Source organism: Actinomadura sp. 7K534 (assembly GCF_004348575.1).
GTDB lineage: Bacteria > Actinomycetota > Actinomycetes > Streptosporangiales > Streptosporangiaceae > Spirillospora > Spirillospora livida.
In genome coordinates this window covers 1-11657 of sequence record NZ_SMKB01000220.1, presented here as the reverse complement: position 1 = coordinate 11657, position 11657 = coordinate 1, and the positions used below count along the sequence as shown (strand labels likewise).

Here is an 11657-nt window from a genome sequence, read left to right as displayed (position 1 = left end):
CCCCGAGATCGACGGCGACGACGAGTCCCCGGCCCAGGCAGCGATGGAGGCCGCCGAAGCCGCCGAAGAGGTGGCCGACACACCCCCGGGCGTCCTGGAGTCGCTGGACGGCGCCGACCCGCTGACCCCCACCGCGAACGGCACCGACCCGACCCTGAACGGCACCGACCCGACCCCTCACCAAACCCCAGCCGAGGCCGAGTAACGAGAACTAAGCCCCCAAGGAAGCAGGCCGGGCGGCCAAGACAAGGCCGCCCGGCCTGCATTCCAACGGGACTTCAAGGCGACCCGCACAATGACGGCTGTGGAGTGGACCGCAGCGAAGCTCCACCCGCGTGATCACCCCACGGGTCGTGCGGCCGGAGGCGCCCCCGGCGCCGGAGGCCGCACGACCCGGCGCACGGGGCACCGTTTCACGAGACGCGGAGCGGATCGGGAAACGGCGCCCCGTGCGCAACGGGGGTTCCAGGGGGTCGCCCCCCTGGGGGAATTCGCTTCGACTCTGGGCTTCCGGTACCCTTGGTCTTCGGCGCGTCGTCGGCGCGTCGCCTGAACTCGCACCGCGAGCCCCCTCCGGGGTCCGTTCGGTGCTCACCTCGCCGATCCGGTGAGACCAAGCAGAGAGCGCCAGAGGTCCTCCTCTGGCGTGCCGCCCTCGGCCCGGTGCCGGGGGTAGGCCCCCGGCCGGGGGCTGGTAAGCCACGCGTGGGACCGGTTAGTTCCGGAAGCGCGCGCAGACGAAGGGTTTCCGCGGTGTACGCGATTGTCCGCGCAGGCGGCAGGCAGGAGAAGGTCGCCGTCGATGACGTGCTGACCGTCGACAAGCTGGCCGGTGAGGTCGGCTCGACCGTCAAGCTTCAGGCCCTGCTGGTCGTGGACGGTGACGACGTCGTCAGCAAGGCGGCCGACCTCGCCCGCTACGAGGTGACCGCTGAGATCGTCGGCGCGGTCAAGGGCCCGAAGATCAACATCATGCACTACCGGAACAAGACCGGGTACAAGCGGCGGATGGGTCACCGTCAGCCCTACACCGAGGTCAAGATCACCGGTATCAAGGCCGGGAAGTAAGGGAGAGCGGTCTCATGGCACACAAGAAGGGCGCATCGTCCAGCCGTAACGGTCGCGACTCCAATGCCAAGCGCCTCGGCGTCAAGCGGTTCGGCGGCCAGGTCGTCAACGCCGGCGAGATCATCGTCCGGCAGCGCGGCACCCACTTCCACCCCGGCCCGGGCGTCGGGCGCGGCGGTGACGACACGCTGTTCGCGCTCGTCGCGGGCGCGGTGCAGTTCCGCCGTTACCGCGGCCGCAACGCCGTGAGCGTCGTCCCGCCGGCGGAATAGTCCGCCTGGGTACCAGACGTTTTTGAAGGGGCGGACCGGTTTCGGTCCGCCCCTTCGTCTTTTTCACTGAGGAGATCACCGTGGCCGCTGGAGCGGGATCGGGCGCGCAGTTCGTCGACCGGGTGGTACTGCACGTCGCCGCGGGCAACGGCGGCAACGGCTGCGCGTCGATCCACCGGGAGAAGTTCAAGCCGCTGGGCGGGCCGGACGGCGCGAACGGCGGCCGCGGCGGCGACGTCGTCCTGGTCGTCGACTCCAACACCGCGAGCCTGCTGGACTACCACCGGCGCCCGCACCGCAAGGCCGGCAACGGCAAGCCGGGGCAGGGCGGTCACCGGACCGGCGCGGACGGCGCCGACGTGGTCCTGGCCGTGCCGGACGGCACCGTCGTGAAGGAGGGCGAGGAGATCCTGGCCGACCTGGTCGGCGAGGGCACCCGCTTCGTGATCGCGCGGGGCGGCAACGGCGGGCTGGGGAACACCGCGCTGGCGTCGGCGCGGCGCAAGGCGCCCGGGTTCGCGCTGCTCGGCGAGCCGGGGGAGGCCCGCGACGTCGTCCTGGAGCTGAAGAGCGTCGCCGACGTCGCGCTCGTCGGGTTCCCGAGCGCGGGCAAGTCGTCGCTGATCGCGGCGCTGTCCGCCGCCAAGCCGAAGATCGCCGACTATCCGTTCACGACGCTGATTCCGAACCTCGGGGTGGTGAGCGCGGGCGACACGACGTTCACGGTCGCGGACGTGCCGGGCCTGATCGAGGGCGCCAGCGAGGGCCGCGGCCTCGGCCTGGAGTTCCTGCGGCACATCGAGCGCTCGTCGACCCTCGCGCACGTCCTCGACTGCGCGACGATGGAGCCGGGGCGCGATCCGGTCAGCGACTTCGAGGTCATCGAACGCGAACTGCAGGCGTACGACCGCGTCCTGGGCGACCGGCCGCTGTCGGACCGTCCCCGCATCGTCGTCCTGAACAAGGTGGACGTGCCGGACGGCCGCGACCTCGCCGAGATGGTCCGGCCCGACTTCGAGGCGCGCGGCCTGCGGGTCTTCGAGGTGTCGGCGGCCACGCACGAGGGGCTGCGGGAGCTGTCGTTCGCGATGGCGGCGATGGTGGAGCAGTACCGCGCGTCGCTGCCGCCGCCGGAGCCGACCCGCCTGGTCATCCGGCCGGAGCCGGTCGGCGGCGGGGCCGACTTCGAGGTCAAGGAGGTCGGGGACAACACGTACCTGATCACCGGTGCGAAGCCGGTCCGCTGGCTGCGGCAGACCGATTTCGCCAACGACGAGGCCGTCGGCTACCTCGCCGACCGGCTCGCGCGTCTCGGCGTGGAGGACGCGCTCGCCGCGGCGGGCGCCGCCGCGGGCGCCACGGTCCTGATCGGGACCGTCGACGACTCCGTCGTCTTCGACTGGGAGCCGGAGGTCGCGGCCGGCGGCGGCGCTTCCGGTCCCCGCGGCACGGACCGCCGCCTCGGCGGATAGCGCCGGACCCGGAGGAGAGACGTTTCATGAGCGAGCGCGAGGCGATCGCGAAGGCGCGGCGGATCGTGGTGAAGGCGGGGTCGTCGTCGCTCACCACGCCCGCGGGCGTGATCGACGAGGGCCGCATCGACGCGCTGGTGGACGTCCTGGCCGGCCGGCGCGCCGACGGCACCGAGATCGTCTTCGTCTCGTCCGGGGCGATCGCCGCCGGGCTGGGGCCGCTGGGGCTGACCCGCCGCCCGCGGGACCTCGCGACCCAGCAGGCGGCGGCGAGCGTCGGGCAGGGCCAGCTGCTGGCCCGCTACACCTCGTCGTTCGCGCGGCACGCGCTGACGGTGGGGCAGGTGCTGCTGACCGCCGACGACATGATGCGCCGCTCGCACCACCGCAACGCGCAGCGCACGCTCGCGCAGCTCCTCGCCCTCGGGGTGCTGCCGATCGTGAACGAGAACGACACGGTCGCCACCGACGAGATCCGGTTCGGCGACAACGACCGGCTCGCCGCGCTCGTCGCCCACCTGATCCGCGCGGACGCGCTGGTCCTGCTGTCGGACGTGGACGCCCTCTACACCGGTGACCCGCGCCTGCCGGGCGCCCGCCGCCTCGGCGACGTCCGCGGGCCGGACGACCTGCGGGACGTGAAGCTCGGCCGGTCCGGGCGGGTCGGCACCGGCGGCATGGTCACCAAGGTCGAGGCCGCCCGCATCGCGGGCATCCCGGTGGTGCTGACGAACGCCGCGTCCGCCGCGCAGGCCCTCGCCGGCGACGAGGTCGGGACGCTGTTCCACCCGGCGGAGGGGCGCCGGATGTCGACGCGGGACCTGTGGCTCGCGCACGCCACCACCGGCCAGGGAAGGGTCATGCTCGATCCCGGCGCCGTCGAGGCGGTCGTGCGGCGCCGCAAGTCGCTGCTCCCCGCCGGCGTCACGGGCGTGGAGGGCGACTTCGCCGCCGGCGACCCCGTCGACCTGTGCGACACCGCCGGCCGCGTGGTCGCGCGCGGGCTGGTGAACTACGACGCGTCCGAGATCCCCGAGCTGATGGGCCGCTCGACCCGCTGGCTGTCCCGCGAGCTGGGCGTCGAGTACGAGCGCGAGATAATTCACCGGGACCACCTGGTGGTCCTGACCGACTGAGACGAGGAGCAGTGATGAGCGAGCGCGAGGAGTTCCTGCGGGTGGCGCGGCGCGCCCGGGAGGCCGCGGCGGGGCTGGCGCCGCTGCCGCGCGCGGCGAAGGACGCCGCGCTGCACCGGATCGCGGACGCGCTGGTCGCCGCCGCACCGGAGATCGTCAAGGCGAACGAGTCCGATGTCGCGCGGGCCCGGGAGAACGGCATCTCCGAGTACATGATCGACCGGTTGAGCCTGTCGGAGGAGCGGATCGCCGCGATCGCGGACGCCGTCCGCAAGGTCGCGGCGCTGCCGGACCCGGTGGGGGAGTCGGTGCGCGGGAACGTGCTGCCGAACGGGCTGGAGCTGCGGCAGGTCCGGGTGCCGCTCGGCGTCGTAGGGATCATCTACGAGGGCCGGCCGAACGTGACCGTGGACGCCGCCGCGCTGTGCCTGAAGAGCGGGAACGTGGCGCTGCTGCGCGGCTCGTCGTCGGCGTACGACTCGAACACCGCCCTGGTCGGGGTGATGCAGGGCGCGCTGGCCGGCACCGACGTCCCGGGGGACGCCGTCCAGCTCGTCCCCGGCACGTCCCGCGAGTCGGTGAAGCACCTGATGCGGGCGCGCGGCCTGGTGGACGTGCTGATCCCGCGCGGCGGCGCCTCCCTGATCAACTCGGTGGTGGAGGAGTCGACCGTCCCGGTGATCGAGACGGGCGTCGGGAACTGCGCGGTGTACGTGGACGCCGACGCCGACATCGACATGGCCTTGGACGTGCTGCTGAACGCCAAGACGCAGCGCCCGTCGGTGTGCAACGCCGCAGAGACGTTCCTGGTGCACGCCGACATCGCCGACAGGTTCGTCCCGCGCGCGCTTGGGGTGCTGAAGGACGCCGGGGTCACGGTGCACGGCGACGACCGCGTCCGCTCGTACGGCGAAGACGTCGTGGAGGCGACCGAGGACGACTGGACCGCCGAGTACCTGTCCCTGGACATCGCCGCCCGCGTCGTGGACTCCCTCGATGACGCCGTCGACCACATCCGCCGGTACGGCTCGGGCCACACCGAGGCGATCGTCACCACGTCCCAGCCCGCAGCGAAGCGCTTCGTCGCGCTGGTCGACTCGGCGGCCGTGATGGTGAACGCCTCGACCCGCTTCACCGACGGCGAGGAGTTCGGCTTCGGCGCGGAGATCGGCATCTCGACGCAGAAGCTCCACGCCCGCGGCCCGATGGGGCTGCCGGAACTGACGTCCACGAAGTACGTGGTGACCGGTGAGGGCCATCTGCGGGGCTGACACCTGGCCCGACGGCCCGTCCGGCGCGGTGGCGCGCAAGTTGTGACACTTTTGCCATTGATGTCACGTTGTGGGTGTGGTCTGATTCACGATTGTGACTCGTGAGTACAGCCGCCGCCGCGTCCTGAAGGGCGCCGCCCTGGGCGCGGGAATCGCCGCCACCGGACTGACCGCTTACCCGTCGCGCCCCGCCGCGGCCGCCCCCGCGCTGCGGGGTCCGGTCGCCGGGACCACCCTGGACCGGACGTACGTGCTCGGCGCGGCGGGCACCGGCGGGTACCGTCCCGTGGTCACCGCGCCCGGCGAGCCGTACGTCCTGCGGCGCGACCTGGGCGGCGCCGCGTCCGCGCGCCGCGCCGCGACCCGCCGCGGCGTGCTGGCCTTCGGGCACCTCACCGACGTGCACGTCCTCGACGCGCAGTCCCCGGCCCGCGTCGAGTTCATCGACCGCTTCCGGGACATCATCAGCGGGTTCCCCGAGGGCGGGTACCGCCCGCAGGAGATCCTGTCGACGCAGGTCGGCGAGGCGATGGTGCAGGCGGTGAACAAGGTGGGGCGCGGTCCCGCCACCGGTCTCGGGCTGGCGTTCACCATCAACACCGGCGACACCACCGACAACGCCCAGTACAACGAGGTCCGCTGGATCATCGACCTGCTGGACGGCGAGCGCGTCCGCCCCGACTCCGGCGACCCGAACCGGTACGAGGGCGTCATGGACTGGGCGGCCTACGACCGCGCCTACTGGCACCCCGACGGCGCGCCCTCCGGAGCCGGGACCGACTTCGCGATCGCCAAGTACGGCTTCCCGCAGGTGAAGGGGCTGCTCGACGCCGCGCGCAGGCCGTTCAAGGCGACCGGCCTGGACTCCCCGTGGTACGCGGTGTTCGGCAACCACGACGGCCTCATCCAGGGCAACCTGCCGGTCAACCCGCTCATCTCGGGCCTCGCCACCGGCGGCATCAAGATCGGCGCCCCGGCCGACGGCGGCCAGGCCGAACGCCTCGCCCGCATGGTCAGCAAGGGGGACGCGGCCGAACTCGTCCGCCTCAGCCGCGAGCAGGGCGCCTCCGGGGGACTGTTCCGCCAGGTCACCCCCGACTGGAACCGGCGGCTGCTGTCCCGCGCCGAGGTCGTCGCCGAGCACTTCAAGACCAGCAAGCTGCGCGGCCACGGCTTCACCTGGGCCAACCTCCGCGACGGGACGGCGTACTACGCGTTCGACAAGGGCATCGTGCGGGGCCTCGTCCTCGACACCGTCAACCAGAACGGCTACTCCGAGGGGTCCCTCGACAAGGCGCAGTTCGCCTGGCTGGAGGCCCAGCTCAAGGCCGGCAGCAGCCGCTACTTCGCGCCGGACGGCTCGGTGGCCGGGCACGCCGTCAAGGACCGGCTGTTCGTCCTGTTCAGCCACCACCCGATCGGGTCGATGGAGAACGGCCTGGGCGGCGACCGCGTCCTCGGCGACGAGGTGAAGGCGCTCCTGCTGCGCTACCCGAACGTCGTCCTGTGGGTGAACGGCCACACGCACCGCAACCACGTGATCCCGCACGCCCGGCAGGGCGGCGGGGGCTTCTGGGAGGTGAACACGGCCGCGCACATCGACTTCCCGCAGCAGAGCCGCATCGTCGAGCTCGCCGACAACGGCGACGGCACCCTGTCGATCTTCACGACGATCCTGGACTCGGCTGGCCCCGCGTCCTACGGCGGGCGCATCGACGACCCCGTCCGGCTGGCGTCGCTGTCCCGCGAGCTGGCGGGCAACGACTGGCAGGACCGCGACACCGAGCGCCGCGGCGAGGCCGCCGACCGCAACGTCGAACTCCTGCTCCCCGCGCCGTTCTAGCGCACGCGAAGGGGCCGCCGCGTCCGTGCCGCGGCGGCCCCTTCCCGCGCTGATCGCTAGTTGCGGTCCGTCGGCCCGGCGTCGCGCCGGGCGAACCGGTCGAACAGCCCGCCGGCCGCGCCGGCCGCCGCGTCCGCCATGTCGCGGACCTTGCCCACGAACGGGTCGGCCGTCCGCTCCCACGACTCGCGGTACGACCGGGCCGCCTCCTTGACCCCGTCGCTGACGGACGCGCTGCCGTCGTCGTCGCGGCGCGGGTAGTCACCGGCGAGGATGCGGTCGTACTCGCCGCTGCGCGCCCACCGGTCGATCTCGGCGAACCGGATCACCGCGAACGGGTGCGACTGCCCGAGCAGGTTCAGGAACTTCAGGATGCCGTCGCGGACGTCGCCCGCCTCGTCGTATTCGCGGGCCTGCCGCAGGAACGCCTCGCTGCTCATCTCGCCCAGCCGGACGCCGCCGGCGAGCTTCATGTGCACCCGCTTCGCCGCGTCCAGGTCCTGGCCGACCAGCAGCCCGGCCCGGTCCGACGACAGCTCCGCCTTCCGGAACCACTCGCGGAGCCCGATGATGATCGCCGCGATGCCGACGTTGCCGAGCGGCAGCCACGCCAGCCGCGACCCCAGTTGCAGCAGGATCTGCATCATCGTCTGGTACACCGCGTGCCCGGACAGGATGTGCCCGACCTCGTGCCCGACGACGAACCGCAGCTCCTCGTCGTCCAGCAGGTCGATCAGCCCGGTGTTCAGCACGATGAACGGGTTGTCGGAACCCAGCGCCATCGCGTTCGGCGTCGGGTCCTGCCGGACGTACAGCTCCGGCACGTCCGGCATGTCCAGGACGTACGAGGCGTCCCTGACCATGTCGTAGATGTTGCGGAACTGGTCCTCGCCGACGCGCACCGTCCCGCCGAGGAACATCAGCCGCAGCGACCGCTCGTTGATCAGGCCCGACATCTTGCGCAGCACGACGTCGAACCCGGAGAGCGAACGCAGCGCCACCAGCGCCGAACGGTCCGCCGGGTGTTCGTAGGCCCGGGAACTGATCCCCGGGAACCGCGTACGTGCTCGATCCGGTGTGTTCTCCGTCATGTCTGGCATGGTAGTTCCGACGAACCGCCGAGCCGCAGGGTTCCCCGGCGCCGGGTCCCCGTCCGGCTCCGGCCCCGTCCGGGAGGAGACCCATGTTCGACCCCAAAGCCGAGGCGATGTCTCCGGACGAGCGCGCCGCGCTGCAGCGGCACCGGCTGTGGGGGCTGGTCGACCGGCTGCTCGCCGCGGGCGGGGTGCAGGGGCGGCGGCTCAAGGAGGCGGGGGTCGCCGGCGGCTCCGACGTGACGCTCGCCGCCCTGCGGAACCTTCCGTTCACCACCAAGCAGGACCTCTGGGACAACTACCCGTTCGGGATGCTGGCCGTCCACCGCGACCAGGTCGCGGCGGTGCACGGGTCCAGCGGCACGCGGGGACGCCCCACGCTCGTCGCCTACACCAAGGCCGACCTCGACCTGTGGGCGGCCATGTGCGCGCGTTCCCTGGCGTGTGCGGGCGCGTCGCCCGGCAGCATCGTCCACAACGCCTACGGCTACGGGCTGTTCACGGGCGGGATCGGCATCCACCAGGGGGCCGTGGCGCTCGGGGCGACCGTGGTGCCGATGTCCGGCGGCATGACCGACCGGCAGGTACGCATGCTCATCGACCTGCAGGCCGACATCCTGACCTGCACCCCCGCCTACGCGCTCCGGCTCGGTGAGGCGCTCGCCGAGGCCGGCGCCGAGGCGCCCGCGCTGAAGGCCGGGCTGTTCGGGGCGGAGCCCTGGTCGGAGGAACTGCGCACCGCCATCGAGGACGTCCTGCCGATCAAGGCGATGGACATCTACGGCCTGTCCGAGGTCATCGGCCCGGGCGTGGCGACCGAATGCCTGGAGCAGAACGGCCTGCACGTCAACGAGGACCACTTCATCGTCGAGGCCGTCGACCCCGAGACGGGCGAGCCGGTCGAGGACGGCACCCCCGGCGAGCTGGTGTTCACGACGCCGACGAAGCAGGCCCTTCCCCTGCTGCGCTACCGGACGGGCGACATCGCGTCCCTGGACCGCGGCGAATGCAACTGCGGGCGGACCCTGGTCCGGATGAGCAAGGTGCTGGGCCGCGCCGATGACATGATCGTCGTCCGGGGCGTCAACGTGTACCCGAGCGAGGTGGAGCGCGTCCTGCTGGGATCGGGGCTGGTGCGGCCGCACTACCAGCTCGTCGTCGACCGTCGCGGGCCGGCGGTCCGCCTCGTCGTCGCCTGCGAGGCGCTGTCGGGCGACCCCCGGGCCGAGCTCGTCCACGGCCTCCGCGAGTCGCTCGGGCTGACCGCCGAGGTGTTCGTCCTGCCCGAGGGCACCGTGCCGAGGGTCGAGGTCGGCAAGGCCGTCCGCGTCGTGTCCTGGGAGGACGGCGGCCCTCCGCTGCCCGGCCTGGCCTGACCCCCGCCCGTCGTCCCGGGCTCCCGGCCCGCTGGTTATTCTCGTCGTCATGACGCAAAAGCGGCGACTGGGGATCATGGGCGGCACGTTCGACCCGATCCACCACGGGCACCTCGTGGCCGCGAGCGAGGTCGCGCACTTCTACTCGCTCGACGAGGTCGTCTTCGTGCCCACCGGGCTGTCCTCCCACAAGCGGGACCACGGGATCACCCCCGCCGAGGACCGCTACCTCATGGCCGTGATCGCCACCGCGTCCAACCCCCGCTTCTCCGTCAGCCGCGTCGACATCGACCGCCCCGGCCCCACCTACACCGTCGACACGCTCCGCGACATGCGCGGCATCCACGGTCCCGACACCGACCTGTTCTTCATCACCGGCGCCGACGCGCTGGAGAAGATGCTGACCTGGCAGGACACTGACGAACTGTTCGAACTGGCGCACTTCGTCGGCGTCACCCGCCCCGGCCACCGACTGGCCGATCCCGGTCTCCCCAACGGGCGGGTCTCCCTGATGGAGGTGCCCGCGCTCGCCATCTCGTCCACCGAATGCCGCGGCCGCGTCCACTCGGGCGAACCCATCTGGTACCTGGTCCCGGACGGAATCGTCCAATACATCAACAAACGGGACCTCTACCGCGACGCCGCCGCGGAATGAACACCCGTCCCACCCGCCGCATACCCTGGTAAGCGCAAGGACCGCAGCGGCATAGCGGTCGTACAGCGACAAAGAGGTCTGGCGACCGGCACCCGTGAGAAGGTGGTGGTGGAGACGACCCCTACAGGGAGGATCGCGAGCGCATCGTGACCGCATCCGAGAGGGCGGCGCAGCTCGTCCGGATCGCCGCCGAGGCGGCGGGCGACAAGCTGGCCGACGACATTCTTGCCTACGACGTGAGCGAGCAGCTCGTCATCACCGACGCGTTCCTGCTCTGCTCGGCCCCCAGCGACCGCCAGGTCCGCGCCATCGTCGACGAAGTCGAGAAACGCCTCCGCGAGGAAGCCGGCGCAAGGCCCGTCCGCCGCGAAGGCGAGCGCGAAGGCCGCTGGATCCTGCTGGACTACGCGGACATCATCGTCCACATCCAGCACGAAGAGGACCGCATGTTCTACGCCCTCGAACGGCTCTGGAAGGACTGCCCCGTCCTCGAACTGCCCGAGAGCGTCACCGCCCCGCAGTCCCGCCCCGTCGGGAGCCCGAGTGACTGACGCCCGGCCGGCCCGCGAGCCCGGCAGACGACGCCTCGTCCTCTGGCGGCACGGCCAGACCTCCTGGAACGTCGAACGCCGCTTCCAGGGCAAGACCGACATCCCGCTCGACGAGACCGGCGTCCAGCAGGCCGAGCGCGCCGCCCGGCTCCTGGCCGGGCTCCGCCCCACCGCCCTGCTGTCGTCGCCGCTCCGCCGGGCCGCCGCCACCGCCCAGGCCCTCGCCGACATCACCGGGCTTCCCATCCGGTACGACGACGACCTCATCGAGCGGGACGGCGGCGCCTGGGAGGGCCTCACCTCCCACGAGATCCGCGAGCGCTACCCCGCCGAGCACGCCGCCTGGCAGCCCCCCGGCGGCGAGACCAGCGCCCAGGTGGCCAAGCGCGTCGGCGCCGCCCTCGAACGCGCCCTCGACGACCTGCCGCCCACCGGCCAGCTCGTCGTCGCCTCGCACGGCGCGGCCCTGCGGCTCGGCATGTCCCACCTCCTCGGCCTGCCGGAGGAGACCTGGGAACGCCTCGGCGGCCTGTCGAACTGCTGCTGGTCCGTCGTCACCGAGATGCGCGACGGAGGCTGGCGACTGACGGAGCACAACGCCGGCACCCTGCCCGAGCCCGTCCTCAGCGACGACCGCCCCGACACCGGAACCTGACACGCCCGAAACGATTCGAGACCTGGCTCCGCCGTCCTATACACTGGCCAGGCGCTGCGGGATGAACGTCCACGCAGCGGCGGGGCTATGGCGCAGTTGGTAGCGCGCCTCCATGGCATGGAGGAGGTCTGGGGTTCGAATCCCCATAGCTCCACTCGGAGTTGGGAGTGGGGCCCACGGAAAGCGTGGGCCGCCACTCCTTCGTCGTCTTCCAGGGGGGCGACCCCCTGGAACCCCCGGTGTGGGGGCTCCGCCCCCACGCCC

The 11657-nt window shown here is 72.2% G+C and carries 12 protein-coding genes and 1 tRNA gene; 12 read left to right on the top strand and 1 reads right to left on the bottom strand.

Features of this window, described 5'->3' with window-relative positions; all coding sequences use genetic code 11:
• From E1266_RS38320 to E1266_RS29800, 7 genes are all read left to right on the top strand, one after another.
• On the top strand, positions 1 to 205 hold a 205-nt coding region (locus E1266_RS38320; RefSeq protein WP_207945994.1), incomplete at its 5' end, for a hypothetical protein.
• A 548-nt stretch (positions 206 to 753) separates the two neighbouring features.
• Entirely contained in the window at positions 754 to 1068 is a 315-nt protein-coding gene (gene rplU, locus E1266_RS29825) for a 50S ribosomal protein L21 (RefSeq protein ID WP_131986396.1), read from the top strand.
• A 14-nt stretch (positions 1069 to 1082) separates the two neighbouring features.
• Entirely contained in the window at positions 1083 to 1340 is a 258-nt protein-coding gene (gene rpmA / locus E1266_RS29820) for a 50S ribosomal protein L27 (RefSeq protein WP_131986394.1), read from the top strand.
• A gap of 80 nt (positions 1341 to 1420) precedes the next feature.
• Complete coding sequence (gene obgE / locus E1266_RS29815; RefSeq protein ID WP_132052681.1) at positions 1421 to 2812, top strand: GTPase ObgE; 1392 nt, start codon at positions 1421 to 1423, stop codon at positions 2810 to 2812.
• A gap of 26 nt (positions 2813 to 2838) precedes the next feature.
• A complete protein-coding gene (gene proB / locus E1266_RS29810; protein ID WP_132052679.1) occupies positions 2839 to 3948 on the top strand; it encodes a glutamate 5-kinase in 1110 nt (369 codons plus the stop codon).
• A 14-nt stretch (positions 3949 to 3962) separates the two neighbouring features.
• The gene (locus tag E1266_RS29805; protein WP_132052677.1) at positions 3963 to 5219 is read left to right on the top strand and encodes a glutamate-5-semialdehyde dehydrogenase; all 1257 of its coding nucleotides are present in this window, start codon (positions 3963 to 3965) and stop codon (positions 5217 to 5219) included.
• A 94-nt stretch (positions 5220 to 5313) separates the two neighbouring features.
• Positions 5314 to 7062: a TIGR03767 family metallophosphoesterase gene (locus E1266_RS29800; RefSeq protein WP_132052675.1), complete on the top strand. Its 1749-nt coding sequence runs from the start codon at positions 5314 to 5316 to the stop codon at positions 7060 to 7062.
• 56 nt (positions 7063 to 7118) lie between these two features.
• Here E1266_RS29800 and E1266_RS29795 read toward each other — a convergent pair whose 3' ends face one another.
• Positions 7119 to 8153 (bottom strand): M48 family metallopeptidase, encoded by a 1035-nt coding sequence (locus E1266_RS29795; protein WP_132052673.1) that lies wholly within the window; start codon positions 8151 to 8153, stop codon positions 7119 to 7121.
• A gap of 92 nt (positions 8154 to 8245) precedes the next feature.
• Here E1266_RS29795 and E1266_RS29790 point away from each other — a divergent pair, with 92 nt between their 5' ends.
• From E1266_RS29790 to E1266_RS29770, 5 genes are all read left to right on the top strand, one after another.
• Positions 8246 to 9532 (top strand): phenylacetate--CoA ligase, encoded by a 1287-nt coding sequence (locus E1266_RS29790; protein WP_207945993.1) that lies wholly within the window; start codon positions 8246 to 8248, stop codon positions 9530 to 9532.
• Between the two features lie 49 nt (positions 9533 to 9581).
• Positions 9582 to 10187, top strand: coding sequence for a nicotinate-nucleotide adenylyltransferase (nadD, locus tag E1266_RS29785; protein ID WP_132052671.1), 606 nt, complete (start codon positions 9582 to 9584; stop codon positions 10185 to 10187).
• 146 nt (positions 10188 to 10333) lie between these two features.
• Positions 10334 to 10738: a ribosome silencing factor gene (rsfS, locus tag E1266_RS29780; protein WP_132052669.1), complete on the top strand. Its 405-nt coding sequence runs from the start codon at positions 10334 to 10336 to the stop codon at positions 10736 to 10738.
• On the top strand, positions 10731 to 11393 hold the full coding sequence (locus E1266_RS29775) for a histidine phosphatase family protein (protein WP_132052667.1): 663 nt from the start codon (positions 10731 to 10733) through the stop codon (positions 11391 to 11393). The genes rsfS and E1266_RS29775 overlap by 8 nt, the downstream gene beginning before the upstream one ends.
• Positions 11394 to 11474: 81 nt before the next feature.
• Positions 11475 to 11547, top strand: a tRNA-Ala gene (locus tag E1266_RS29770).
• Positions 11548 to 11657 lie beyond the last annotated feature (110 nt).